General features: G+C 63.0%; 19 protein-coding genes and 1 pseudogene. 13 read left to right on the forward strand and 7 right to left on the reverse strand.

What is annotated here, in order from left to right; genetic code table 11:
- Nucleotides 1-5 precede the first annotated feature (5 nt).
- The 4 genes and pseudogenes from X738_RS71455 to X738_RS71470 all read right to left on the reverse strand — a co-directional run bounded on the left by X738_RS71455 (nucleotide 6) and on the right by X738_RS71470 (nucleotide 7,245).
- Entirely contained in the window at nucleotides 6-1,262 is a 1,257-nt protein-coding gene (locus X738_RS71455; protein ID WP_023802163.1) for an Hsp70 family protein, read from the reverse strand.
- A gap of 109 nt (nucleotides 1,263-1,371) precedes the next feature.
- A pseudogene (locus X738_RS71460) lies at nucleotides 1,372-2,173 on the reverse strand (TIGR02186 family protein).
- The gene (locus tag X738_RS71465; RefSeq protein WP_023802164.1) at nucleotides 2,173-3,096 is read right to left on the reverse strand and encodes a sulfite exporter TauE/SafE family protein; all 924 of its coding nucleotides are present in this window, start codon (nucleotides 3,094-3,096) and stop codon (nucleotides 2,173-2,175) included. The pseudogene X738_RS71460 and the gene X738_RS71465 overlap by 1 nt, the downstream one beginning before the upstream one ends.
- A 189-nt stretch (nucleotides 3,097-3,285) precedes the next feature.
- Nucleotides 3,286-7,245: a peptidoglycan-binding protein gene (locus X738_RS71470; protein ID WP_023802165.1), complete on the reverse strand. Its 3,960-nt coding sequence runs from the start codon at nucleotides 7,243-7,245 to the stop codon at nucleotides 3,286-3,288.
- Nucleotides 7,246-7,691: 446 nt separating this feature from the next.
- Here X738_RS71470 and X738_RS71475 point away from each other — a divergent pair, with 446 nt between their 5' ends.
- From X738_RS71475 to X738_RS71505, 7 genes are all read left to right on the forward strand, one after another.
- The gene (locus X738_RS71475; protein WP_023802166.1) at nucleotides 7,692-8,153 is read left to right on the forward strand and encodes a MerR family transcriptional regulator; all 462 of its coding nucleotides are present in this window, start codon (nucleotides 7,692-7,694) and stop codon (nucleotides 8,151-8,153) included.
- Between the two features lie 293 nt (nucleotides 8,154-8,446).
- On the forward strand, nucleotides 8,447-10,243 hold the full coding sequence (locus X738_RS71480; RefSeq protein ID WP_023802167.1) for an acyl-CoA dehydrogenase: 1,797 nt from the start codon (nucleotides 8,447-8,449) through the stop codon (nucleotides 10,241-10,243).
- 58 nt (nucleotides 10,244-10,301) lie between these two features.
- A complete protein-coding gene (locus tag X738_RS71485; RefSeq protein WP_023802168.1) occupies nucleotides 10,302-11,471 on the forward strand; it encodes an acyl-CoA dehydrogenase family protein in 1,170 nt (389 codons plus the stop codon).
- Between the two features lie 30 nt (nucleotides 11,472-11,501).
- Nucleotides 11,502-12,710 carry an acetyl-CoA C-acetyltransferase gene (locus X738_RS71490; protein ID WP_023802169.1) on the forward strand — a complete coding sequence of 403 codons (1,209 nt, stop codon included), beginning with the start codon at nucleotides 11,502-11,504 and terminating at the stop codon, nucleotides 12,708-12,710.
- A gap of 14 nt (nucleotides 12,711-12,724) precedes the next feature.
- The gene (locus X738_RS71495) at nucleotides 12,725-14,944 is read left to right on the forward strand and encodes a 3-hydroxyacyl-CoA dehydrogenase NAD-binding domain-containing protein (protein WP_023802170.1); all 2,220 of its coding nucleotides are present in this window, start codon (nucleotides 12,725-12,727) and stop codon (nucleotides 14,942-14,944) included.
- Nucleotides 14,945-15,026: 82 nt separating this feature from the next.
- Entirely contained in the window at nucleotides 15,027-15,677 is a 651-nt protein-coding gene (locus tag X738_RS71500) for a S24 family peptidase (protein ID WP_023802171.1), read from the forward strand.
- 9 nt (nucleotides 15,678-15,686) lie between these two features.
- Nucleotides 15,687-16,547 carry a thermonuclease family protein gene (locus X738_RS71505; RefSeq protein ID WP_023802172.1) on the forward strand — a complete coding sequence of 287 codons (861 nt, stop codon included), beginning with the start codon at nucleotides 15,687-15,689 and terminating at the stop codon, nucleotides 16,545-16,547.
- On the opposite strand, the gene X738_RS71510 is transcribed toward X738_RS71505, so the two are convergent.
- Nucleotides 16,510-18,159 (reverse strand): lysine--tRNA ligase, encoded by a 1,650-nt coding sequence (locus X738_RS71510; RefSeq protein WP_023802173.1) that lies wholly within the window; start codon nucleotides 18,157-18,159, stop codon nucleotides 16,510-16,512. The genes X738_RS71505 and X738_RS71510 overlap by 38 nt on opposite strands.
- Nucleotides 18,160-18,304: 145 nt before the next feature.
- On the opposite strand from X738_RS71510, the gene X738_RS71515 reads away from it, so the two are divergent.
- Nucleotides 18,305-18,715 carry a tellurite resistance TerB family protein gene (locus tag X738_RS71515; protein WP_023802174.1) on the forward strand — a complete coding sequence of 137 codons (411 nt, stop codon included), beginning with the start codon at nucleotides 18,305-18,307 and terminating at the stop codon, nucleotides 18,713-18,715.
- An 88-nt stretch (nucleotides 18,716-18,803) separates the two neighbouring features.
- On the opposite strand, the gene X738_RS71520 is transcribed toward X738_RS71515, so the two are convergent.
- Nucleotides 18,804-19,652, reverse strand: coding sequence for a transporter substrate-binding domain-containing protein (locus tag X738_RS71520; RefSeq protein WP_023802175.1), 849 nt, complete (start codon nucleotides 19,650-19,652; stop codon nucleotides 18,804-18,806).
- 261 nt (nucleotides 19,653-19,913) lie between these two features.
- On the opposite strand from X738_RS71520, the gene X738_RS71525 reads away from it, so the two are divergent.
- The 3 genes from X738_RS71525 to X738_RS71535 all read left to right on the forward strand — a co-directional run bounded on the left by X738_RS71525 (nucleotide 19,914) and on the right by X738_RS71535 (nucleotide 22,146).
- The gene (locus X738_RS71525; RefSeq protein WP_023802176.1) at nucleotides 19,914-20,648 is read left to right on the forward strand and encodes a helix-turn-helix transcriptional regulator; all 735 of its coding nucleotides are present in this window, start codon (nucleotides 19,914-19,916) and stop codon (nucleotides 20,646-20,648) included.
- A 97-nt stretch (nucleotides 20,649-20,745) separates the two neighbouring features.
- The gene (locus X738_RS71530; RefSeq protein ID WP_023802177.1) at nucleotides 20,746-21,384 is read left to right on the forward strand and encodes an acyl-homoserine-lactone synthase; all 639 of its coding nucleotides are present in this window, start codon (nucleotides 20,746-20,748) and stop codon (nucleotides 21,382-21,384) included.
- A gap of 15 nt (nucleotides 21,385-21,399) precedes the next feature.
- On the forward strand, nucleotides 21,400-22,146 hold the full coding sequence (locus X738_RS71535) for an enoyl-CoA hydratase-related protein (protein ID WP_023802178.1): 747 nt from the start codon (nucleotides 21,400-21,402) through the stop codon (nucleotides 22,144-22,146).
- 71 nt (nucleotides 22,147-22,217) lie between these two features.
- Here X738_RS71535 and ppk2 read toward each other — a convergent pair whose 3' ends face one another.
- Nucleotides 22,218-23,126 (reverse strand): polyphosphate kinase 2, encoded by a 909-nt coding sequence (ppk2, locus tag X738_RS71540; RefSeq protein ID WP_023802179.1) that lies wholly within the window; start codon nucleotides 23,124-23,126, stop codon nucleotides 22,218-22,220.
- A 193-nt stretch (nucleotides 23,127-23,319) separates the two neighbouring features.
- On the opposite strand from ppk2, the gene X738_RS71545 reads away from it, so the two are divergent.
- Together X738_RS71545 and phoU are read left to right on the forward strand one after the other, a co-directional pair.
- Nucleotides 23,320-24,588 carry a sensor histidine kinase gene (locus X738_RS71545; protein WP_023802180.1) on the forward strand — a complete coding sequence of 423 codons (1,269 nt, stop codon included), beginning with the start codon at nucleotides 23,320-23,322 and terminating at the stop codon, nucleotides 24,586-24,588.
- Nucleotides 24,589-24,790: 202 nt separating this feature from the next.
- Entirely contained in the window at nucleotides 24,791-25,516 is a 726-nt protein-coding gene (gene phoU, locus X738_RS71550; RefSeq protein WP_023802181.1) for a phosphate signaling complex protein PhoU, read from the forward strand.
- Nucleotides 25,517-25,605 lie beyond the last annotated feature (89 nt).

Below are 25,605 nucleotides of genomic sequence, written 5' to 3' on the forward strand. Positions count from 1 at the left end.
CCGGGTCAGCCGAATTTCCGCTGCGCATCGAGCGCCAGCCCAAGCCCGACCGAGCCGAACATATCACCTTCGATGACCGACGCCTGCGGCACCAGGGCCAGTATCTGCTGCCTTGCCAGCGGGATGGCGGTCGATCCGCCGGTCAGGAACACCGCGGTGATGTCGGACGGTTTCACCTGCGCGTCGCGGATCGTCTCACCAACCGTCGCGGCCACCCGTTCGATATCCCTGGCGATCGTGTCGTCGATCCCGGCGCGCGTAATTTCGGTCGCAAACCTCGCTCCCGTCAGCGCGACCATCACCTCGGCGGACGGTTGCTCCGTCAACTCGATCTTGGCCCTCTCGACCAAAGCGGCCAGCGCGTGCCCGTAACGATGCTCGACGATGTCGATGAAGCGGTCGACCAGGTCGGCGCGTTCCGCCTCGTAGCGGATCTGGCGCAGATGCGTCATCGCGCGGGCGGTGTAGACCAGATTGATGCGCTGCCATGTCGCCAGGTCGATGAAGTAGCTGGCCGGCAAGTTGCGCTTGCCGTCCTTGGTCGGCGAGAGGTAGCCGAGTTGCGGCATCACATGGGCGATGCTCAACAGCCGGTCGAAGTCGGTGCCGCCGATGTGGATGCCTCGGCTGGCCAGGATGTCGTCCTTGCGATCGAGGGAGCGGGCGCGCTGCGGCGAGACCCGCACGATCGAGAAGTCGGACGTGCCGCCGCCCATGTCGACGATCAGCGCCAGCTCTTCGCCCGTCACCGTCTGCTCGTAGTCGAGCGCCGCCGCGATCGGCTCGAACTGGAAGGCGATATGCTTGAAGCCCTGGGTGCGGGCCGCGTTTTCGAGTTCACCTTCGGCCTTGGCATCGGCCTCGGCATCGTCGTCGACGAACTGCACGGGACGACCGAGCACCACGCTTTCAACCGTATCGTCCGCATCCTCTTCCAGCCTTTTCCTGAGATGGCCGACGAACAGGCCGATGATCTCGGTGAAGGCGATCGATCGGGTTTTGATGCGCGTCTTTTCATGGACTAGCGTACCGCCGAGTACGCTCTTCAGCGAGCGCATCAGGCGACCCTCGATGCTGTCGGTATAGTTGGCGATGGCGCGGCGCCCAAAGTAGGTGCGGTTGTCCTCGAAATTGAAGAACACCGCGCTGGGCAGGGTCACCTCGCCGTCTTCCAGCGCGACCAAATGCGGCTGCCCGTTCCTGATCACGCCGACGGTGGAGTTCGAAGTGCCGAAGTCGATACCGCCGAATGCTGGTCGCATCGCAAAGTCCTGTATTTTTTATTTGGGGAGCGACAGCCGGTGTTCGGCCGGGCCGGGGTCGCGGTCTAACCCACGAGCGTAAAAAGGGGAACCGCCTGTTGAAGAGAGTTTAATCCTTCCGGAAAACCAGCCTTCCGAGCCAGCCGGTCAGCANCGGTCAGCATGGCCAACGACACCGCGAAGACGCCATACAGGAAAGAATAATCGTGGGCGACGCGGAAGATCGACTGTTCGAAACCGGATTTGCGGATTTCGAGCTGGGCGGAGCTTTCCTTGATGAACAGCCCGCTCTTGAACAGGAACGCGCGTGCCTTGTGGGTGCCGACCGGAACATTGGGGGCGAGCCTGACGGTGGCGCGGAACAGGTTCTGCGACAGGAACTGCACGCCGCCGACATTCACGCTGTAGAGGCCGGTCGCCGTCTTGCGCTCGCGCAGTGCCGCGGTGAACTCCTCGATGGTAGCCGGACTGTCGCCAGCGTCGGCCGGCTGCATATAGATGTTGGCGGCGCCGAGCGACAGTTGCTTGTAGCTGTTGGGGTCGGTGACGTCCTGCAGCGGCCGCGTCGTCGCCACCGAATAGGACACCGGCACATTCTTGAAGGTCTCGGACTCCAGATTGATCCAGATGCCGAGCACCCGGTCCTTGCGGCGCACGACGACCTTCCGGGCCGGACCCTCAAGCACGACCACGATGTCGTAGCGCCCCTGGCGCGCGACACGCGGGTCGGCATTTTCCAATGAGCCGAAGATGGTGAGGTCGGCGCCGGAAAAGCCGGCGGTGATTGAGACATGGTCGGTGGATAGGCCGATCTGGATGTTTTCGGTAACCGGCGTCTGCGCTCTTGCCGGTGACGAGGCGGCGCACAGCGACAGCGAGGCAACGGCCAGGAACGTCCTAAAACCCGCCATCAGGTCGGATCCGCGCCGGACAGCGAATAGAGGCTGGGCGGCGTCACGAACAGATCGATGGCGAGCCGGATGGCAACCGCCAGGACCAGCAGTGCCAGCAGCGCCCTGAGCTGCTCGCCGCGCAGCCTTTGGCCGGCCTTGGCGCCGTATTGCGCGCCGGCGACGCCGCCCGCCATCAACAAGAAGGCGAGCATGACGTCGACCGTCTGGTTGGTGGTGGCATGGACCAGCGTGGTGTAGGCCGAGGTGAAGATGATCTGGAACAGCGAGGTGCCGACGACGACGTTGGTCGGCACTTTCAAGAGATAGATCAGCGCCGGCACCATGATGAAGCCGCCGCCGACGCCCATGATCGACGACAGGAAACCGATGCCGGCGCCGAGGCCGAGCACCGGGATGACGCTGACGAACAGCTTCGAGGCCCTGAACCGCATTTTCAGCGGCAAGCGGTGGATCCAGTTGTGCTGGCCGGATTTCTTCAGCACCGGTGCCGCGCCGCTGCGCGTGGCGCGCAGCGCATTGACGCTCTCGACCAGCATCAGCCCGCCGACGGTGCCGAGCAGCACGACATAGAGCAGCGAGATGAACAGGTCGAGCTGGCCGAGCCGGCGCAAGAAGCCAAAGACGAAGATGCCGCCGGTCGAGCCGACGATGCCGCCGGCCAAAAGCACACCGCCGAGCTTGAAGTCGAGCGTGCCGCGCTTCACGTGCGACAATGCGCCGGAGAAGGAGGAGGCGATGACCTGGTTGGCGCCGGTGGCGACTGCGATCGCCGGCGGTATGTTGTAGAAGATCAGCAGCGGCGTGATCAGGAAGCCGCCGCCCACTCCGAACATGCCCGAGAGGAAACCCACCGCCGCGCCCATGGCCAGCAGCACGAAGATGTTGACGGAAATTTCCGCGATCGGGAGATAGATGCCCACCCGTCAGTCTCGATCAGTTTGCCCGTCGGCGAATGCAACCGTGGCGGGCATTCGCGCCAAAAGCCTGTCCGTTCTTGCGCCGGCCGGGCGGCGAAGTCAAACCTCGCCACGTCGCCGAAACAAAAAACAACTCAATCAGTTAACAGGCAAATGTGTGGCAAAGGCGTCGCGGAAACGACGCATCTGACGTTATTTGCGCGCAAGCAGCACCTTGACCAGCTTTTCGTCGACCGTGCCGGTAGGCTTCAGATCGTTGTCGGTCTGGAAAGCCATGATGGCATCCTTGGTTTTCTGGCCCATCACGCCGTCGTCATTGCCGGCCTCGTAGCCGTTCTTGTTGAGAATACGCTGGATGTTCTGAACGACCTTCTTCATGTCGACGCTGGCGGTCGTCTGCGGCGTGCCATCCTGCCACGATTCGGGAATATCGGCCGAATTGGCCGCAGGATCGAGCGGCTTTGCCTTCCACAGCTCCGTGGCGGCGCGTGCGCGTTCGAGCTGCTCGGGCCTGAGCGCCTTGGCGATCTCGTCGCGCTTTGCCGCCGCATCCTTGTCGCCGGTCTTGGCGACGAGCGCGAACCATTTGTAGGACTCTTCGAGATTCTGCTTCATGCCGACGCCCTTCGCCGCCAGGATGCCGAGATTGAACTGGCTGTCCTTGACGCCGAGATCGGCGGCGGCCTGGAACCAGTGCGCGGCCGATTCATTGTCGGTCACGCCGTCCGCCGCCATGGCGAAGAGCACGGCGAGGTTGTGCATGGCGCTGGCGTTGCCCTGCGCGGCGGCGAGCTGGTACCAGGTCTTCGCCTTCTTGACGTCGCGCGCGACGCCGGTGCCCTTCTCGTAAAAGTTGCCGATGCGGTATTCCGCCGGTGCGAAGCCGAGCTCGGCTGATTTCTCGTACCATTTGGCGGCCGCTGCCATGTCTTGCTTGACGCCGCGCGATTCGGCGTAGCGCGAGCCGATCTCGAACAGTGCCTTGGCGTCGCCGCCGGCCGCTGCGTCACGCAAGGCAGCCGGGCCGGCATCGGCTGGAATGTCGATCTTGGCAGTGGCCGCCGCCGTCGAAGCAACCGCTGACGTGACCGTGCCGGTCATGTCCTGGGTCGCGGGCGTGGCGTCCGGCGCGGTGGCCATTGGTTCGGCGTCCGCAGCCGTCGGGCCCGCAGGTGCCGACGCTGTCACGTTCGCCGCCGCCGGATCGGGCGACGTCGTTGAAGCCATTGGCGCAGGAACAGGCTCGGCCGCGGACCCTGAGTCGATCGGCGTTTCGGCATCCGCCGATCTTCCGCCATATGACGGCGTGACGATGGCGGCCTGCGCCGGCATGTCGTCCTCGGCTACCGATTCGGATGGCTCTGCCTGCCGGACAGCGTGGTCTGGTGCGCTATCCCCTGCAGTTTCTGTGTCCGTCTTCGGCTCGTTGACGGTACCGATCGATGCGCTTTCCGCTGGCTGCGCGGCCGCCATCGGCGCCGTGTCGCTGCTGGCAATATCGATCGGGTCGGAGACAAAGGCCTTGCCTAATTGCAGGCCGGCGAGCGCCAGCATGACCGCGGCGGCTGCCATCAGAATCGGCTTGCGTCGCGCCTTGAGCAAGTCGCCGATCCTGAGCGCCTTTACCGGCCCCCTCATCGTCGATTGCCGCTTGAGAGCGTCGGCCTCGGCAGCGGCCGCTTGCGCCGCGCGCCTGGCTGCGGCGATGAAGTCGGATTTCGATGCGTCGGCATTGCCGGCCCTGCCGGGGGGGCCGCGTTCGTCGCGCACGCGCTTCATGATGGCGTTGAGGTCAGGTGGGCCGGAGCCGGGCTCCAGCGGCCGGTTGGCAACCTTCGGGTCCAGCGGCTCGTCGAGATCGGCAACCGGTATCTCAACATCAGGCGCGGAGCCGGCAAGCGGTGGAACAATCGTCTCCTTCTTGGCCTTGAAGGCGCGCGCCAGTCCGCCGAGCATCGACTTCCGGCCGCCGGTCGGCTGGCTTTTTTCCGACGTGTCCGAGCCAAGCGCCGCCATGGCCGCGGCCGCGGCGGCTTCGGCCGGCGTGCGCGTGCTCGGTTCGCTATGGGAACCTGGTTCATCGCTGATCATGGCAGAGACATGGCTGTCGAGGTCGGCCATGTCTTCCGTCAGCGGCAGTGGCTGGTCGATGTCCATGGACGGCGCGTCACGTACGGCCATCTTTGGCGATCGCACGCCGCGCCAGCTGTCCGGCTCTGCCGGTTGCGTATTCAGAAGTTCGCTCACAGCGTCGGTCGGCTCGCCGGTCTCCAGCGAGCCCAGCCGGTCGACGATCTTGAGCAGCGTGTCGTGGATGGCTTCGAAGGTCCTCGAATTGCGCTCGTCGGAACGGCGCGTCAGTGCTTCGAGCGTCTTCAGATCCTGGGCGAGGCCAGAGACGGCCGCCGTGTTGGCACTGGAGCCCGCCAACGAACGGACGGCGCTCTCGGCTGCCTCGCGCGCCGCGCTGAAGATGGAATCGCGGGTGCCAGCCAGCGACTTCTCGATTTCGTTGAGACGAGGGCTGATATCCTCCAATTCCGGCAGTGGCGCGCCGGGTTTCGAAAGGTGCGCCGAAAGGCCCGCGACCTGCGCTTCCAGGCTGCGGATCAGGGCCGGGTCGATACCGGCGACTTGTGCCGCCGATGAATCCAGCCGGATTGAAATGTCTTCGAGCCGGCTTTCCAGGCCACGGATCGCGGCTTCACCTGCGTGATCGGGAACGCGCGTCTCCAAGCGCTTGGCCAGCGCGCTGAAGCGGGCGTCGAGGGCGTCCATGATGCCGGCCCCGTCGATCTGCGGCATGCGCTGGTCCAGCCTGTCGCCAACTTCGTCCAGCCGGCGCTCGAGATCGCGAAACAGCATGTTGCCTTGTTCGATCGCGTCGCCCTGGCGACGCTCCATCATGCCGGACAGCACGTCGAAACGCTGTTCCAGCCCCTGGAAGATATAGTCGGCGTCCGGCATGGTAGGCGCCCGGTCGATCTTGTCGGCAATAAGCGCGATCTGCTTGTCGAGACGCTCCATCGCCTGCTCAGGCAAATTGGCCCGGCTGGCAAGATCGTCGACCCGGCTCGACAGCATGTTGAGGCGGTCGATGACCTCGCCACTGGGGTGGACTTGCGTCACTTCCTCGATCTGTTCGGCAAGCGAGGCGATCCGCTTCTCGATACGCTCGAATGCTTCGGGGTCGAATGAATTGGCCTGCGCGGCGACGGTCGAGGCGACGATGGCGCGGGAAATCTCGTCCAGACGCTCGTCGATCATTGCGAATGTGCTGCTGCCGAGGTTGTCCTGCTGGCGGGCGAAATGCTCGACGGCGCCGGCAAGCGTGCGGACCTTCTCTTCGAGCGAACGCAGCGACAGCGATTCCGGCAGATTGTTGACGGCATTGCTGATCTGTTCGAGCCGTTCGGTCAGCATCGAAAGACCGGGTGCGTCCGACCGCTGTCGCTGATCGGCATCGACACGATCCTCGAACGCCGTCCAGCGGCGGTCGAACTCGTCCCAGCGGCGGCCGACCGCCTGCACACTCTCCTCGCGCGCCAATGTGTCGAGCGCGGCCTTGACCTGCTCCAGATCGAGCCGGAGCATGTTGACGCTTCTGTCGTCGCTCTTTTCGGCCAGGGACTGGATGGCGCCGGAAAGCCGCTCGAACTCGACGCCGAGTTCGGCGCTGCCTTTGCCTCCCGTCGATTGGCCACCCGGCTCGGTGCTTGCCTGGAAAGCCCGCTCGATGTCGTTGCGCAGCGCTTCGAATTCGCGCTGCAGGCCGGCGGTCATCTGGTGGCGCAGTTCCTCGCGCAGGCCGCGCAATTCGCCGGCGATCTTGCCGACCACGGCGACGCCGTCCTCCTGGCCGCGCACGCGGTCGATGTCGCGGGCGATCGCCTGGTAATTCTGGTCGAAGGCAGCCGGCGCCGGGCTTTTCGGCGGCTGCTCGGGGCGCGGATCCTCATAGGGCCGGGCGCTGGCATAGCGCGGCTCCGCGCTCAGCCGGCGCGGATCGGGACGTTCGCTCAAGTCCTCGCGCGTCCGCTCCAGCCGCTGCTCCAGCGTTTCCAGGGAACGGTTGAGCTGTTCAAGCGTGGTGTATGGCCTGCGCTGCCGGCCGGTGTTGAGTGTATCGAGATAGGACCGCTTGCTGTTCATCGATGCGCCCGTTCAGTTTCACTGCTGGCTTTATGACCAGTTCCCAAAGTCCTGCCGGAAACGAAGACGGCCGCGGCTTTGCTGCGGTGGACTCCGAAACCGTGAAAAATTCGCTACAGGATAACCACGGGTGACCGACATGCGCACAATTCGCCCAACGTGGTAAACAACGCGTTAACCAAGCTTAAGAAGTTGCAACGATGTTGACGAGCGCCTGAAGCGCCGCCGGGCCATGCGGTGGCGGATGCGGCAAAAAGGTCCTCCCGCACGACGCCCTTGCTTCGTGAGGCGGCTATCGGTATAGAATTGACGTAAACGTAAGGGTGCAGATTGTGCCGTTTGCGATTTTGTTTGTTGAAACCACGAGTGGAAGCACGCCCCCGCTTCGACTCAGGCGACGCACGGTCCAGGGCCGCGGCGCCACCAGATGGGGAAAGCCAGTGACCATGAAACTTGTTTCGCCCGGCGAAGCCGCGGCCAATACCAATGACATGTCCGATAAAGCCGGCGAGGATCTTGTCCGCATCGGCGAGATGGCCAAGAAATACGGAGTAACGCTGCGCACGCTGCGTTTCTACGAGGACAAGGGCCTTCTCAATCCGCAGCGCGACGGCTCGACCCGTCTCTACACGCGCCGCGACAAGGCGCGGCTGAAGCTGATCCTGCTCGGCCGCAAGGTCGGGTTCTCGCTGCGCGACGTCAAGCAAATGATGGACCTCTACGACCCCAGCGGTTCCAACACCAAGCAGTTGCGACTGACGCTCGACAAGTCGGAGAAGCAGCTTGCCCGCCTGCAGAAGCAGCGGGCTCTGATCGACGATGCCATCAACGAGTTGAGCAACTCGATGGCGGCGGTGCGTCAGATGCTGAGCGAACGCTCGGCGCCGCAGGCCAGCGTCGCCGGGTAATTCTTCGCCCGTTTCCGGTGAACCTTCTGGGAGAGAGCCGCGTGGGCCTTGGCTGCGCGGCTCTTCCCTTTGTCTTGCGGCTGCGACGGGACGAATATCTTTCAATCTGTTCGGACTGGCTACGGCCAGCGCCGTTACGCTATGAGCGAGCGGCGGGGATTAATTTGTCGCATCAAAAAATTGACGTTTACGCAAACGTCAACTTTTGCTATTCCGACCTGAACATTGGTCCGCATGCCCGTCTGACTTCACATTGGGGATTCGGGGCCAAGGCCGCATGGTGGAGGAAATGCATGCCGATCTACAGGGCGCCGGTCCAGGACACGCTGTTTGTGCTGAAAGAAGTGCTGGGCTACCAGCGCTATTCCAATCTTCCCGGATTTTCCGACGCGACGCCGGACGTCGTCGAGGCCATCCTCGCCGAGGGCGCCAAGCTCGCTGAAAATGTCATGCAGCCGCTGAACCGCGTCGGCGACATGGAAGGCTGCGAGCGCCATGGCGACGGTTCGGTGACGACGCCGAAGGGCTTCAAGGAGGCCTTCGACCAATACCGCGAGGGCGGCTGGTTGGGGCTGGCCGCACCCGTCGAATTTGGCGGCCAGGGTCTGCCTTACGCGGTGCATACCGCTGTTTCCGAATATATGATTTCGGCCAACATGTCGCTGATGATGTACCCCGGCCTGACGCAGGGCGCGATCGCCGCGATCATTACCCATGGCACCGACGAGCAGAAGGCGCTCTGGTTGCCGAAGCTGGTCGAAGGCGTCTGGACCGGCACCATGAACCTGACCGAGCCGCATTGCGGCACCGATCTCGGCCTGCTGCGCACCAGGGCGGTTCCCAATGGCGACGGCACCTACAGGATCTCAGGCCAGAAGATCTTCATATCGGCCGGTGAGCACGACCTGGCGGACAACATCGTCCACCTGGTGCTGGCCCGCATCGACGGCGCGCCGGAAGGCGTGAAGGGCATTTCGCTGTTCATCGTGCCGAAACTCAAGCTCGATGCATCAGGCAATCCGGGCGAGAAGAACACCGTCTCCTGCGGCTCGATCGAGGAGAAGATGGGCATCCATGGCAATTCGACCTGCGTCATGAATTATGACGAGGCACAAGGCACGCTGCTTGGCGAGACGAATGGCGGGCTGAAAGCCATGTTCACGATGATGAACGAAGCGAGGCTCGGCGTCGGCCTGCAGGGGCTCTCTCTGTCGGAGGTCGCCTACCAGAACGCTGTGTCCTATGCCAAGGATCGCCTGCAGGGACGCTCGCTGTCTGGGCCGAAGGCGCCGGACAAGAAGGCCGACCCGATCATCGTCCACCCCGATATCCGCCGCAGCCTGATGACCATGAAGGCCTTCAACGAGGCCGGTCGCGCACTGGCACTGTGGACGGCGATCAAGTCCGATATCGCCCACCGTGCCAGTGACGACAGGGACCGCCAGGCCGCCGACGACTACACCGGGCTGATGACGCCGGTGGTCAAGGGCGTGCTCACCGACAAGGGTTTCGACCACGCAGTGATGGCGCAGCAAGTGTTCGGCGGGCACGGCTATATCGAAGAGCACGGCATGAGCCAGTTCGTGCGCGATGCCCGCATCGCGATGATCTACGAGGGTGCCAACGGCATCCAGGCGCTCGACCTCGTCGGCCGCAAGCTGGCCTTGAATGGCGGCCGTGCCGTGCAGGCCTTCTTCAAGGAGGTCGGCGAGTTCTGCGAGGAGAACCGCACTGACGAGAAGATGGCGCCCTTTACCAAGGCGCTGAAGAAGGGCCTCAACGATCTGCAGGCGGCGACGATGTGGCTGATGCAGAACGGCATGGCCAAGCCCGATAACGCCGGTGCCGCCTCGACCGACTACATGCATCTCTTCGGCCTGGTGGCGCTGGGCTATATGTGGGCGCAGATGGCCAAGGCGGCCGGGGCGAAATTGGCGAACGGCGCCAATGGTTCTTCGGCGTTCTACGATAGCAAGCTGGTGACGGCGCGCTTCTTCATGGAGCGGATCATGCCGGAAACGTCGGCGCACCTCGCCCGCATCTCCAGCGGCGCCGATACATTGATGGCACTGCCGGCGGAAGCGTTCTAAGCTCGATTTTCCCTCCCCCTCGAGGGGAGGGGGGACGTCGGCGCAAGGGAGAAACAGCATGACCAACCCCGCCGAAATTCTTGGCCTTCCCAAACCAGCCTGGGCGGCGGACGAGGTCGGCATGCTCTACGACATGGCGCACCGCTTCATGTCGGAAGAGATCGCGCCACGCTATGACGAGTTCGAGAAGAACGAGATGGTCGACCGTGAGTGCTGGCTGAAGGCGGGCGCGGCCGGTCTGCTCTGTGCCTCGATGCCGGAGGAATATGGCGGTTCGGGCGGGACGTTCGCGCATGAGAGCGCCATCATCGAGGCGATCGGCCATGTCGGCGTCGACGGTTTCGGCATCGGCCTGCACAATTCGATCGTCGTTCCTTACATCCTCCACTACGGCTCGGAGGAGCAGAAGAAGAAGTGGCTGCCGAAACTGGCGACCGGCGAGCTGATCGGCGCCATCGCCATGACCGAGCCCGGCGCCGGTTCCGACCTGCAAGGCGTCAAAACGCGCGCCGAGAAGGACGGCAACCAATACAAGGTCAACGGCTCGAAGACCTTCATAACCAACGGCCAGCTCGCCAATTTCATCATAATCGTCACCAAGACCGATCCGGAGAAGGGCGCCAAGGGCACCTCGCTGATCGTCGTCGAGACCGACGAGGTGGAAGGGTTCGAGCGCGGCCGCAACCTCGACAAGATCGGGCTCAAGGCCAACGACACGTCGGAACTGTTCTTCAACGATATGCGCGTGCCGACCTCCAATCTACTCGGCCACGAGGAAGGCCAGGGCTTCGTCCAGTTGATGCAGCAATTGCCGCAGGAGCGGCTGCAGATCGGCACCGGCGCCATCGCCATGGTCGAACGGGCGCTGGCGTTGACCATCGACTACGTCAAGGAGCGCAAGGCCTTCGGCAAGGCGATTATCGATTTCCAGAACACCCAGTTCAAGCTGGCCGAATTGAAGACCGAGGCGACCATCGGCCGGGTCTTCTACAATGACTGCGTCGCCCGCCATATCAATGGAGGCCTCGACCCGGTGACGGCCTCGATGGCCAAATACTGGCTGTCAGACCTGCAGGGAAAAGTCGTCGATGAATGCCTTCAATTGCATGGCGGCTATGGCTACATGAATGAGTATCCGATCGCCCGCATGTTCCGCGACGCCCGCGTCCAGCGCATCTACGGCGGCACCAACGAGATCATGAAATTGCTGATCGGGCGCTCTCTCTGAGAGACTTTCAGCAAACCAAGGAGCAGGAAAATGGCCGAAGCTTATGTCTATGACGCCGTGCGCACGCCGCGCGGCAGGGGCAAGAAGGATGGCTCGCTGCACGAGGTGCCGGCGGTGCGGCTCGGCGCCAAGGTGCTCGAGGCGATCCGTGACCGCAATGGGCTGGACACCGGCGCCGTCGACGACATCATCTTCGGCTGCGTCGATCCGGTCGGCGAGGCGGGTTCTGTCATTCCGCGCGCCGCCGCCTTCGAGGCCGGTTACGACACGAAAGCGCCCGGCATGCAGATCTCGCGTTTCTGCGCCTCTGGCCTGGACGCCATCAATTTCGGCGCCGCCAAGATCGCGCAGGGCGCCGACGAGATCGTCATCGCCGGCGGCGTCGAATCGATGTCGCGTGTCGGCATGGGCGCATCCGGCGGCGCCTGGTTCATGGACCCCTCGGTCGGCCTGCCGGGCTGGTTTGTGCCGCAAGGCATCTCGGCCGATCTGATCGCCACGAAGTACGGCTTTTCGCGCGACGACGTTGACGCCTATGCGGTCGAAAGCCAGAAGCGCGCCGCCAAAGCCTGGGGCGAAGGCCGCTTCAAGAATTCGGTGATCTCGATCAAGGACCAGAACGGCCTGACCATCCTCGACCACGATGAGCACATGCGGCCTTCGACCGATATGCAATCGCTGGCGGCCCTCAACCCGTCTTTCGTCATGCCCGGCGAAATGGGCGGCTTCGATGCCGTCGCGGTGCAGAAGCATCCCGAGGTGGAGGAGGTCAATCACGTCCACCACGCCGGCAATTCGTCCGGCATCGTCGACGGCGCGGCGGCCGTTCTGCTCGGCTCGAAGAAGGCTGGAAAGTCGCTCGACCTGAAGCCGCGCGCTCGCATCCGTGCATTCGCCAATATCGGTTCGGAGCCGGTGCTGATGCTGACCGGTCCGGTCGACGTGACCGAGAAGCTGCTGAAGCGTGCCAGGATGAAGCTGTCGGACATTGATCTGTTCGAACTCAACGAGGCGTTCGCCTCGGTGGTGCTGCGCTACATGCAGGCTTTCGACATTTCGCACGACAGGATCAACGTCAATGGCGGCGCCATCGCAATGGGCCATCCGCTCGGCGCAACCGGTGCGATGATCTTCGGAACGGTGCTGGACGAACTGGAGCGCCGCGACCTGAACACCGCGCTGGTGACGCTCTGCATCGGCGCCGGCATGGGCACCGCAACGATCATCGAACGCGTCTGACGGGAGAGAGACCGATGAGCTACACCAACTTCACCCTCGACATCGACGCCGATGGCATCGCGCTGGTCACCTGGGACATGCCCGACCGCTCGATGAACGTCTTCACCGAAGAGGCGATGCTGGAGCTGAACGCCATCGTCGATAAGGTGGCGAGCGACGCGTCGATAAAGGGGGCGGTGATCACCTCCGGCAAGGACACGTTCTCCGGCGGTGCCGACATCACCATGCTGCAGAAGATGCTGTCGAAGTTCGCAGCCGATAAAGCCAAGGACCTGGACAAGGCGACCAAGGCATTGTTCGACAATGCCGGCTACATGACCGGCTTGTTCCGCAAGCTGGAGACCTCAGGCAAGCCGTGGGTTTCGGCGATCAACGGCACCTGCATGGGCGGTGCGTTCGAGCTGTCGCTCGCTTGCCATGGCCGTGTCGCGGCCGATTCCGACAAGGTCAAGATGGCGCTCCCCGAAGTGAAGATCGGCATCTTCCCAGGTGCCGGCGGCACCCAGCGCGTGCCGCGGCTGACCGACCAGCAGCAGGCCCTGCAGATGCTGACGTCCGGTCAGACGCTGTCGCCGCAGAAGGCCAAGTCGATGGGCCTGATCCATGAGATTGCCGAACCGACGAAGCTGGTCGAATCCGCCAAAGCCATGATCAAAAATGGCTTGAAGCCAGTGGCGCCGTGGGACGAGAAGGGCTTCAAGCTGCCCGGCGGCCCGGTCTATTCGGTGGCCGGCGCCAATCTGTGGCCACCTGCAATCGCCATCCTGCGTCGCGAGACCTATGGCAACTATCCGGCCGCCGCGGCCATCCTGAAATGCGTCTATGAAGGCTTGCTGGTGCCGTTCGACACCGGCTTGCGCATCGAGCAGCGTTATTTCACCGAAATCATGCAGACCAGAGAAGCGGCGGCGATGATCCGCTCGCTGTTCGTGTCGCTGCAGGAACTGAACAAGGGCGCGCGTCGTCCGGCCGGCGTGCCGGAAACCAAGTTCAAGAAGATCGGCGTGCTCGGCGCCGGTTTCATGGGCGCCGGCATCGCCTATGTCACGGCCAAGGCCGGCATTCCGGTGGTGCTGCTCGACCGCGACATGGACGCTGCCGCCAAGGGCAAGGCGCATTCGGACAGCCTGATCTCGGATCAGGTCAGGAAGGGCCGCGCCAAGCCGGAGGACAAGGACAGGCTGCTGTCGCTGATCACGCCGACGGCGGACTATGCCGACCTCGCAGGCTGCGACCTGGTGGTCGAGGCGGTATTCGAGGATTCGGGCGTCAAGAAAGACGCCACCGAAAAGGCGGAGGCCGTGCTGAAGGCGTCGGCGATCTTCGCGTCGAACACGTCCACCATCCCGATCACGTCGCTGGCGAAGAATTCGGCGCGGCCGAAGAATTTCATCGGCATCCATTTCTTCTCGCCGGTCGACAAGATGATGCTGGTCGAAATCATTTTGGGCAAGAAGACGGGCGACAAGGCGCTGGCCACCGCGATCGACTTCGTCCGCGCCATCAAGAAGACGCCGATCGTCGTCAACGACACGCGCGGCTTCTACGTCAACCGTTGCGTGCTGCGCTACATGTCGGAAGCCTACAAGATGCTCATCGAGGGGGTTCCGGCGCCGATGATCGAGAACGCGGCGAAGGCCGCCGGCATGCCGGTCGGCCCCTTGGCGCTGACGGACGAAACGGCGATCGACCTCGCGCAGAAGATCATGAAGCAGACCATGCGCGATCTCGGCGACAAGGCTGTCGACCCGAAGCAGATGACGCTGATCAACACGCTGGTCGACACGCATGGCCGCTTCGGCCGCAAGAACGGCAAGGGTTTTTACGACTATCCGCAAAAGCCTGCCAAGAAGAAGCTGTGGCCGGGCCTGAAGGATCTCTATCGGCAGTTGCCGCCTGAAGAGGTCGACTATGAGGAACTGAAGCAGCGGCTCCTGGTCACCATCGCGTTGGAGGCGGCCCGGGTGATGGAGGAGGGCATCGTCACCGATCCGCGCGAGGCCGATGTCGGCTCGATCCTCGCCTTCGGCTTCGCGCCCTTTACCGGCGGCGTGCTGTCCTACATCGACGGCATCGGCGCAAAAAAATTCGTCAAGATCGCCAAGGGTCTTCAGAAGAAGTATGGCGCCGAGTTCAAAGCGCCGAAGCTCCTGCTCGAGATGGCAGAGAAGGGCGAGACTTTCTACGAACGCTTCGATCCCTATGCCAGGAGCGAGGCCAAGAAGGCGGCGTGACGCCGCCTTCGATGGTGGACAAACTCACGGCCACCGGTTAGAACGGAGAAGGTATTTTTTCCTGTTCTGAAGGAGAGCAAAAGTGCTCTCGCATGACCGCGTGTGGGCCGCCATCGATGCTCTCGCCGAGCGCTATTCGCTCTCGGCGTCGGGGCTGGCGAAACGCGCGGGCCTCGATTCGACGGCCTTCAACAAATCGAAGCGGCTGTCCTCGGACGGGCGGCCGCGCTGGCCGTCGACCGAGTCGCTGGCCAAGATCATCGAGGCGACCGGCGCTTCGCTCGACGAATTCACCGGACTGGTCGAAGGCCGGGGCAAGACCGTTCCCGGATCTCTGCCGGCACAGACGTCTTCGGTGCCGCTGCTCGGCTTCGCCCAGGCCGGCGCCGGCGGCTTCTTCGACGATGCCGGCTTTCCCGTGGGGCAGGGCTGGGATCTGATCGAGCTTCCGGCACGGGCGACTGAAACCTCCTATGCGCTGCAGGTCCAGGGCGATTCCATGCTGCCGCTCTACCGCAACGGCGACGTGCTGATCGTCGAGCCGGGCGCCGCCACCCGCAAGGGCGATCGCGTCGTCGTCAAGACCAATGCCGGCGAGGTGATGGCCAAGGTGCTGGACCGTCAGACGGCGAAGTCGATCATGCTGGTCTCGCTCAATCCCGATCACCCGGATCGCGAGATCCCGATGCGCGATGTCGAATGGGTGGCGCGGATTGTCTGGGCAAGCCAGTAGGGGCCGCCGGTGCGTCCGCTTCATGCCGCCGCCGCGGTGTTGACGATCCTGGCAATGGGGGCTGCGATTGCCGCCGGTGGCCGCGCCGTTCTGCAGGACGAAAATGGGCGCGTCGCGGCTCGGGCGCAGGCCGGCATCGCGGCGCAATCCCGAGCGCCTGCTACATCAGCAAATCCGCGACCCAAGGCGGCGAGCCCAGAGGCGCATTCCAGGGCCATCGATCCCGAAGTCGTCGCCCCGCCGCAGCTTCAGCCGCAAGAGCTTGAACGGGTCGAGCCGCGCGCGCCGCTGAGTGAGTTGGCGCTGGCCGGACCGCCCAAGCCGCCCAAAACGAAAATGCCCGACGACTGGAACGGGACAAAACTGTTCCAGCCGGTTGCATCGGCCGCCGGTGTGATCGAGGCCAAGGGCTACTCCGTCGCGATTTCCGGCGTCGACATCGTCAGGCAGGACGAAACTTGCACCGACGGCGGCAAGTCGTGGACGTGTGGCACCCGGGCGCGAACGGCGTTCCGTGCCTTCCTGCGCGGTCGGGCGGTGGTCTGCACGGTGCCACCCGAGGGCGGCCGCGACCTGATCACCGCCGATTGCCGCGTCGGCAACCGGGATGTCGGCCAGTGGTTGATCGAAAACGGCTGGGCGCGCGCCGCCAAGGGTGGCCCTTATGTCGAGACCGGCGAGAAGGCCCGTATGGCGAGGAAGGGCATTTTCGGGCCGGCGCCCAGTCTCTCCGGCCTGCCTCCGGCGCCAGCCCCTTTTGCGGCCACAGCCCAGCCGACGCAGCCGATTCTCGATCCGTCGGCGACGGCTACGCCGACATCTGAGACGACTGCTACGCCGCCAACTGACCGGCTAGCGCCTTCTGAATGAGCGCGCGGGTTTCTGCGATGCCGTAGAGCGCGGCGAAGGAACCGAAGCGCGGGCCGCGCTCTTGTCCGATCAAAATCTGGTAGATCATCTGGAAGAAGGCGACGGAGACGCCCGGCCCGCCTTCCGGGCTTTGCTTCGAATGGTCCTGATAGCGTTCGATCTTGCGCGCGACGTTGAGCGCGGCATTCTGGATCGCCTCGCCATCGGCATCTGGCGGCAATGCGGCGAGCGCTTCGGACAGTTTCGTCAGCGCCTCGCGCTCGACCGGGTCGGCGGCCCGGTACACCTTGGCCGGCTTCACGAAATCGTCGAAATAGCGGATCGCATATTCGGCCAGCCGGTCGAGCTCGGGATGGGTCTTCGGCGTCACGCCTGAGGTGTGGCGCAAAATGAACCCCCACAGCACGTCCTTGTTCTGGGCGTTCGAGGCGCTGACCAGATTGAGCAGCAGCGCGAACGACACCGGCAGGTCGACGACAGGCGGGTTCCCGTCATGCATGTGCCAGACGGGATTTCCCAGCCGCTCCTTCCACTCCTGCCGGCGATAGGCGGACAGAAAGGCGTAATACTCGTCCACCGCCTTCGGAATGACGTCGAAATAGAGCTTCTTGGCCTGCCGCGGCCGCTGGTACATGTAGAGCTCGAGGCTTTCGGTCGGCGCGTAGGTCAGCCACTCGTCTATGGTCAGTCCGTTGCCCTTCGACTTCGAAATCTTCTGGCCGTTCTCGTCCAGGAACAGCTCATAGACGAAATGCTCGGGAGCGCGCCCGCCCAGGATATTGCAGATACGGTCGTAGATCACCGCATTCGTCTGGTGGTCTTTGCCGAACATTTCGAAATCGACGCCGAGCGCCGCCCAGCGCATGCCGAAATCCGGCTTCCACTGCAGCTTCACCCTGCCGCCGGTTATGGGCAGCGTGGTTTCGGTGCCGTCATCGTCGAAGGTGATCGTGCCGGCCTTGGCGTCGACATGCTTCATGGGGACGTAAAGCACGCGGCCACTTTTGGGGGAAATCGGCAGGAACGGACTGTAGGTCGCCTGACGCTCCTCTCCGAGCGTCGGCAGCATCACGTCCATGATTTTGTCGAAACGTTCGGCAGCGCGCAGCAGAACGTCGTCGAAACGGCCAGCCTTGTAGTATTCCGTCGCGCTGGCGAACTCGTAGTCGAAGCCGAACGTGTCCAGGAAACGGCAAAGCATTGCGTTGTTGTGGTCTGCGAAGCTCGCATAGTCGCCGCCGAAAGGATTGGGGACGGACGAGAGCGGCTTGTGCAGGTGCGGCTCGAATGCGGCGCGATCGGGGACGTTGTCCGGAATCTTGCGCATGCCGTCCATGTCGTCGGAAAAGCACAAGATCTTGGTCTTGACGGTGTCCCGGGTGAGGACGCGGAAGGCGTGGCGCACCATCGAGGTGCGTGCGACCTCGCCGAAAGTACCGATGTGCGGCAGCCCCGACGGACCGTAGCCGGTCTCAAACAGGACGGTCTCGGGAAAGTCAGTGTCTTTGTAGCGCTCGACGATCTTCCTGGCTTCCTCGAACGGCCACGCCTTGCTTTCAGCCGCTGCCGCAAGCACCTCGGGATTGAGATCGATGATGTTTGATCCCGCCATGTCACCGTTTCCAAATTATTCGCCGGGATGATTTTTTCAACCGGTCTCTAGGCGTGCCTGCCGTGGGCGTCAACGATCGCGGCTCTTTTTCCTTGCGACGTCGGTGCCTCGTTCCTAACTTCGGAGCCCGTTTGAGGAGTTTTAAATGCCGTTGCCGCCGCAAGAAGCCCTGATCTATCTTATGGTCATCACCTCCGCGTCCGATCGCGACATGACCAATGTCGAATTGGCGCGGATTGGCGACGTCGTCCGCTCATGGCCGGTGTTCGAGGACTTCGACCACGACCGGCTGGTCGGCGTCGCCCAGGACTGCCAAAAGTTGCTGCACGAAAAGGACGGCCTGGAAGGCGTTTTGGCGCGCGTCGCTGAAGCACTGCCCGATCGCCTGCTTGACACCGCCTATGCCGCGGCCTTCGAGGTTGCGGCCGTCGACCTCGAAATGCGCTTGGAGGAGGTGAGGGTGCTGCAGCTTATCCGTCGCCAGCTTGATCTCGACACGCTCACCGTCGCCGCCATCGCCCGTGCTGCCAAGGCTCGCCTGCGCACGCTGACTTGATCCAGACGCCAACGGGTCAGAAGAAGCTGACCGGGCCGGATCAGAAAAAACTGACCGGGCCGGATCAGAAAAAGCTGACCGGGCCGGATCAGAAAAAACTGACCGGGAAATAGCGCAGATAGAATTCGGCGAAGATGCCCTTCACCGAAATCTCCTGCAGTGCGTAGTCGAACGCTGCGGCCAGCGCTGGATCGTTGGCCCTGGTGGCGATGGCCATACCCGACCCCAGATATTCGGGCGCCAGATAGGGACCGCCGGCAAAGCGGCAGCAGGCTGCGGCATTCGAACTGCCCAGCCAGAAGGCGAAGCGCATGCCGTCGCCGAAGCCGGCGTCGACCTTGCCGTCCTTGAGACCATCGTAGAGCTCTTTCAGTTGCGCGAAGGGAACGACCTGAACGGTGCCGAAATAATCGCGCAGCATCCGCTCATGCGCGGAGCCTGCGACCACGCCGACGCGCTTGCCGCGCAGTCTGTCGAAGATAGGTTCCGTGAGCGCCTTTGCCTTCGGCATGATGAAGCGCGCCGGAAACTGCAGGTAGGAACGCGAGAAGGCATATTTCGACCGCGACTCTGGCGTGGCGGCAATGCCGGCAATGATCGCTTCGCCTTCGCCCTTTTGCAGCGCCCCTTCGAGCTCGGCCCAAGGCAGCGCCTGGATCTGGCATTTTTCGGCGATGCCGAGTTCGGCGCAGATCGCGCGCGCCAGATCGACGTGGAAGCCGGACAAGCGGCCCGCCCCGTCGAGGAAGTTGAACGGCGGGAAATCGGTGGTGGTCAGGAATCTCAGACGCGGCAGCGCGGACAGGTCAGGCTTCGGCAGCCGCTCCTTGGCATCCCACAGCATCGGCACTTGCGGCTCCGCGGCGCGCGCCGCCGTGAGCCACTGTGCCCCCGTCATTGCCAGCGTTAAGACGATGGATATCCATCGAATTGCCACGATCGAACTCCGCCCTGTCTTGTCCAATGTGGCTTTTGGTACGAAAAAGGCACAGGCACAACGGTTTTTGATTTCATCACGCCGATTTAGGGTTATGCTTCAGCGAGCTTGCAAACATGTGTTGCGTCGGCTGGAGGGGTAGTCGCAAGGCGCTGCAGACAGAGAGGAGCAGGTTTGTAATCCGGGGTCGAGGGCAAAGTGCGGGTCAAGCACTGCGCCGTTGATCTCAACGCGGGAAGGCAACATGGGGTAGATGTTGCAATGGGCCACTTCGATCGCACACTGGAATTCATAGATCAGCTGCAGCACGCCGATACGGCGGCCGCGGTCTGCGAAAAACTGCTTGGCATAACCTCGGAGTTCGGCCTGACGGCGCTGATGGCCGGAACGGTTCCGCAGCCGGGCACGCCAAGAGGCCAGCAAAAGGACCATGTGCTGCTTTGCGAGTGGCCGGGAGAATGGCTGGAGCGCTATGTGGCGCGCAACTATGTCGACCATGACCCCGTCGTCAGCCACATGAAGCAGCTGCAGGCGCCGTTCCAGTGGCGGGAAGCGTCCCAGAGCATCCGCATCGACAAGAGCAGCGGCGAAGTGATGGGCGACGCCGGCGAATTCAAGCTGCGCGACGGATTGGCCTTCCCGCTGATCACGCTCGATGGCCAGATCGTCATGGTGTCGCTGGGCGGCGAGGCCGTCGAATTGTCGGGCGCCGATTTTGGGCTGGTGTCGCTGGTGGCGACCTATGCGATTGGCCGCGCCATGCAGATCCACACGATGGCGGCCAAGACCCTCGACCACCACGTCGAACTGACGCCGCGTGAGCGCGAATGCATGCAATGGGCCGCCGTCGGCAAGTCCGAATGGGAGATTTCACAGATTCTCGGCATTTCGGAACACACATCAGAGAAACACCTTCTTAACGCCAAAAGCAAACTCGGTGCCGTCAACCGGGTGCAGGCGGTCGCGGAAGCGATAAGGCGCGGCTATATTAGCTAGCTCGGCCGTGCCGGCCTAGAAATTCTTGCCTACGTGATCGCGTAATTTCCTCGGGACAGCCCGGCCGTATCTTCCTATTGAACCTAGGAGACGGCAGATGCTTTTTTCCCTTACAACACAGGAACTTATGGAACGTCCCGACCTTTGGGAGGCCGTTCATCGTTTACGCTACAAGATTTTCGTCGAGGAGATGGGGTGGTCCGATCTGCAGCGCCCCGACGGCCTTGAGATCGATCAGTTCGACCATGACGAGGCGGTGCACCAACTCGTCATCCGCAATGGCGAACTCGCCGGTTATCAGCGGATGTTGCCGACAACGCGTGCGCATCTTCTGACCGAGGTGCTGGCGGACCTCTTTGAAGGGACGCCGCCATCCGGGCCGAACGTGTGGGAACTGACCCGCTATGCGGTCGCGCCGGGCTTTCGTGACGGCAAGCGCGGCGTCTCCACGGTCGGCACCGAGCTCATTGCCGGCTTCGTCGAGTGGGGGCTGAAGCGGAATGTCAACCAGGTGATCATCGAGTTCGAGCCGATGTGGGTTCTGCGGGCGCTGCAGTTGCACTTCCTGGCGAAGCCGCTTGGCTACCAGCGCACCTATGGCAACCAGCAGGTCGTCGCCACACTGCTCACCTTCAACGAGCACACGCTTGAGGTGGTGCGGTCGCGTCGCAGTCATTTCGCGCCGGTCCTGGCCAGGGGATATCCCGACAGGCTCGGAATGAGGCAGGCCTCGTGAGAATTGGAGACAGCCATGAACATCCACCCGCAAACAGAGTTCCGCAATCATTCGTTGATCGTCACGGTGTCGTCGGATGACGGCCGGCCGGTGCTGGACGGGCGAGCCTATGAAAGCCTGGCCAGGATCTTCCACGAAGCTGCAATCGACGATGATGTGCGCGTCGTGGTGCTGCGCGGCCTCGCCGGCTGCTTCTGCCTCGGCGGCGATTTCTCCGAGTTCCTCGACGCCACCAAGCATCAACGGTTGATCGCTGCCGTCACCGACATGTTCCGCATGTTGGCGACGTTCCCCAAACCGGTCCTTGCCTGTGTCGACGGCGACGCCGTCGGTGTCGGCTGCACCATCCTGTTCCATTGCGACATGGTGATCGCATCTGACGAAAGCACGTTCCGGGTGCCGTTCGTCGATTTCGGCCTCGTGCCGGACGCGGCGACCAGCATCCTGGCGCCGCAGAAACTCGGTTATGCCGGCGCTTTCCGCTTCTTCTGCCTGGGCGACACGCTCAGTGCCGCGGACGCCAGGATGCTGGGCCTGGTCACGGAGATCGTGGTCGGCGACGTCGAGGAAGCCGCACTTGGCAGAGCCAGGCAACTCGCCAAGAAGCCGGTTGCCGCACTGCTGCAGACGCGCGACCTGCTCAAGGGCGACACAGGCGCACTCTGCGATCGCATCGACCAGGAGATTTCGCTGTTTCAGCAGGCTTTGCAGGACGATACCACACTGCGGCGGCTGCAGCGGATTGCCCGGCTGGCGGCATGAGACGTCATTCGGCAGAATGACAAAAATATCCGGAATCGTGCCGCGCGTCCTTGGGGGCGCGCGGCAGCGCTTCAGGCCTGTCTTCCCAGGAACGAAGGCCCTTCCCCGATGATTTTCTTGTCTTCCTTGCCGATGGCGTCGAGATCGCGGCCGTCATAGGGAAGCGACAACAGGATGCGCCGGATGATGGCAAGTCGCGCGCGCCGCTTGTCGTTGGCCTGGATGATGATCCAGGGCGCGAATTCCTTATGCGTGCGTTCGAACATGAGATCGCGCGCCTTGGTGTAATCGTCCCATTTGGCGATGCCGGCAATATCGATCGGCGAGAATTTCCAGTTCTTCAAAGGACTCCAGCGGCGATCGTGAAACCGCTCAAGCTGTGTTTCCCGACCGATGTTCAGCCAGAATTTGAAGAAATGGATGCCCTCGTTGCAGATCATCCGTTCAAAATACGGCGTCTCGTCCAGGAATCTCTGATGCTGCTCCGGCGTGCAGAAGCCCATGACCGGCTCGACGCCGGCTCGATTGTACCAGGAGCGGTCGAAGGTGACGAACTCGCCGGATGTCGGAAAGTGCGCGACATAGCGCTGGAAATACCATTGCCCGATTTCGGTTGGGCTAGGCTTGGTCAGCGCCACGTTGCGCGCTGTCCTGGGGTTCATGTACTGGCGCAGCGCGAAGATTGTGCCGCCCTTGCCGGCGGCATCGCGTCCTTCGAACAGCGACATCACCCGCTTGCCCGTCGATTGCAGCCATGCCTGCGCCTTGACCAACTCGATCTGCAGCCGCTCGAGCGTCTCGTCATACTCGTCGCTTTTCATTTTCTTGTCGTAGGGGTAGCCGCCGGCGGTCAGCTTGTTGTCCTCGATCCAGTCCGGAAGCTTGGGATCCTCGATGTCGAACTCGAACTCCTTGCCGTTGATCCGGATCTTTTGCGGACCCGGAACAGGCGCGGCGGCATCTTCCTTGGGGTTTTTCATCGAGACCAACCTTTCCAGCTTCCGGACTCATGCTATTGGGAGCCTTACTGCATCGGCCCGAAAATCGGAATCGATTTTCGAAAGGAACGATGCAGCAGATTAGTGATAGCGCCGGTCAGCGGGAAGTTTCCAACCTGCCGGTCGGGGTGGGGACGGAGGCATAGTGCGCGCGAATGGCTGACAGTGGCTGACAATGGCTGATATGGGCGGCGCAGAACAGCGAACCACGGCGCAAGTCGTCGTCACCCGGTTGTGGAACAGCCGCTGGCTGCTTGCGACCGGCATCGTCGCGATCTTGACGGTCTATGGTTTCGCAGACATGTCCTTCCATGTTGTGCTGCTGGCATGTGCTGTGCTGCTGCTCGCCGCCGCGATGCTGCCGGCCGGCGTAGCGCGCCAATCCGCGGAGGATGCCGCGGCGATCGAGGCAGGCGGGCTGCAACAGCTGTCGGGAGAATATCTGGCGGCTGCCGTTGCCGATCCGCTGATCATCTTCGATCGCGCCGCGACGATTGTCCATGCCAACGCCGCCGCCTTCGCCGCCTTCGGCGGCATTGCACCGGGCATGTCGCTGTCGCTGAAATTCCGCGCGCCCGAGATGCAGGCCCTGCTGGACAGTATCCTGTCAGGCGCCGCTTCGGACGTCGTCGAATATACCGAAAAGCTGCCGGTCGAACGGGCCTATCGCGTAAGTGCATCTTCGGTCGGCCACGGCACCGACCTCTATGTGCTGGTCTTCAAGGACCAGAGCGAGGCGCGCCGCATCGACCGGATGCGGGCCGACTTCATCGCCAATGCCAGCCATGAGCTGCGAACTCCGCTCGCCTCGATCTCCGGTTTCATCGAGACGCTGCGCGGCCCGGCCCGCAACGACCCGGCGGCGCGCGAGCAGTTCCTGCAGATCATGCACAACCAGACCGGCCGCATGGCGCGCCTGATCGACGACCTGCTGTCACTTTCGCGGCTGGAGATGAAACCCTATCTGCAGCCGGGAACCGAGGTCGATCTCCGCCAGACCCTCGACAGCGTCATCGATTCGCTGGGTCCGCTTGCGCGGGAAAACGGCGTTGCCATCGAGCGGGATTTCGCGAAAGGACCACTCAATGTGGCGGGGGATCGCGATGAACTTTTCCAGGTTTTCGAAAATCTGCTGGAAAACGCCTGCAAATATGGACAGTCGGGTGGACGTGTCGTGGTGACGATTGCCCACAGCGATGACGGTCCCGAACCGGGCATCGACATCACCATCCGGGACTTTGGCCCCGGCATTCCCGAGGAGCACATCCCGCGCATCACCGAACGTTTCTACCGCGTCGATGTCGAAAACAGCCGAACCCAGAAGGGCACCGGCCTTGGCCTGTCCATCGTCAAGCATATCCTGACGCGCCACAACGCCAGGCTGTCGATCAAGTCGGAGGTCGGCAACGGCGCAGCTTTCACGGTGCATTTGCCGGTGCACTGACACCTCACTATCTAAGCACGCGCCGGCCCGAGTACCGGAAGACTTTAGGACCACCGGATGCGTGGATACAGGACTTTAGAGCCTACTCTGTGGCCTAGTGGACGCACGTCGCTCTATCGCTTTCTTTTTTCTGTCATCCGGCTAGCGTATCAGCGGGGATTCGAGGAACGACTCGGACCAGAAGACCCGGGAAGGCATCTCCATGCAGTCCGTGCACATCGTCAGCGCCTATGACGAGGAGCTGAAATATCTGTCGAAGCGCATTGCCGCGATGGGCGGGCATGCCGAACGCATGGTCGAACAGGCGATTGCGGCCCTGGTCAACGCCGACCCTGGCCTTGCCCAGAAGGTCATCCGCGACGATGCCGTTCTGGACCAGGGGCAGCGCGAGATCGACGACAAGGCGATCATCATCATCGCCAAGCGCCAGCCGATGGCGACGGATTTGCGCGAGATCGTCGGCGCGATCCGCATCTCGGCGGATCTCGAGCGGGTCGGCGACCTCGGCAAGAATGTCGCCAAGCGCGTGGTTGCCGTCATAGAAGGGCGCCAGCCGACCAGCCTGTTCCGCGGCATCGAGGCTTTGGCGGACCTGGCGTTGACGCAGCTCAAGGAAGTGCTCGACGTCTACGCGTCGCGCTCGGTGGAAAAGATCGGCTTCGTGCGTGACCGCGACGATCAGATCGACGCCGTGTACACCTCGCTGTTTCGCGAGTTGCTGACCTACATGATGGAAGATCCGCGCAACATCACGCCCTGCACGCACCTGCTGTTCTGCGCCAAGAACATCGAGCGGATCGGCGACCACGCCACCAATATCGCCGAGACGATCTACTACATCGTCACCGGCGACCAGATGCCGGCCGAGCGGCCGAAGGGCGACAAGACAGACAAGATTGTGCTTCCCGCAACGCTACCGGCGAAGTGAGCGGCTGCCTCTCGAACCCATTGCTGATTTAGGCTAAGCTTTACCGAACGTTCCTGATCCTGACCCGAGGCCATGCCTCCAGGAGGTAG

This window comes from Mesorhizobium sp. L48C026A00, from assembly GCF_000502375.1.
GTDB lineage: Bacteria > Pseudomonadota > Alphaproteobacteria > Rhizobiales > Rhizobiaceae > Mesorhizobium > Mesorhizobium muleiense.

Coding starts and splice junctions, on each gene's coding strand:
- X738_RS71455 (WP_023802163.1), bottom strand. CDS start 1,262: ATGCGACCAGCATTCGGCGGTATCGACTTCGGCACTTCGAACTCCACC.
- X738_RS71470 (WP_023802165.1), bottom strand. CDS start 7,245: ATGAACAGCAAGCGGTCCTATCTCGATACACTCAACACCGGCCGGCAG.
- X738_RS71475 (WP_023802166.1), top strand. CDS start 7,692: ATGAAACTTGTTTCGCCCGGCGAAGCCGCGGCCAATACCAATGACATG.
- X738_RS71480 (WP_023802167.1), top strand. CDS start 8,447: ATGCCGATCTACAGGGCGCCGGTCCAGGACACGCTGTTTGTGCTGAAA.
- X738_RS71485 (WP_023802168.1), top strand. CDS start 10,302: ATGACCAACCCCGCCGAAATTCTTGGCCTTCCCAAACCAGCCTGGGCG.
- X738_RS71490 (WP_023802169.1), top strand. CDS start 11,502: ATGGCCGAAGCTTATGTCTATGACGCCGTGCGCACGCCGCGCGGCAGG.
- X738_RS71495 (WP_023802170.1), top strand. CDS start 12,725: ATGAGCTACACCAACTTCACCCTCGACATCGACGCCGATGGCATCGCG.
- X738_RS71510 (WP_023802173.1), bottom strand. CDS start 18,159: ATGGCGGGATCAAACATCATCGATCTCAATCCCGAGGTGCTTGCGGCA.
- X738_RS71515 (WP_023802174.1), top strand. CDS start 18,305: ATGCCGTTGCCGCCGCAAGAAGCCCTGATCTATCTTATGGTCATCACC.
- X738_RS71525 (WP_023802176.1), top strand. CDS start 19,914: ATGGGCCACTTCGATCGCACACTGGAATTCATAGATCAGCTGCAGCAC.
- X738_RS71530 (WP_023802177.1), top strand. CDS start 20,746: ATGCTTTTTTCCCTTACAACACAGGAACTTATGGAACGTCCCGACCTT.
- X738_RS71535 (WP_023802178.1), top strand. CDS start 21,400: ATGAACATCCACCCGCAAACAGAGTTCCGCAATCATTCGTTGATCGTC.
- ppk2 (WP_023802179.1), bottom strand. CDS start 23,126: ATGAAAAACCCCAAGGAAGATGCCGCCGCGCCTGTTCCGGGTCCGCAA.
- X738_RS71545 (WP_023802180.1), top strand. CDS start 23,320: ATGGCTGATATGGGCGGCGCAGAACAGCGAACCACGGCGCAAGTCGTC.
- phoU (WP_023802181.1), top strand. CDS start 24,791: ATGCAGTCCGTGCACATCGTCAGCGCCTATGACGAGGAGCTGAAATAT.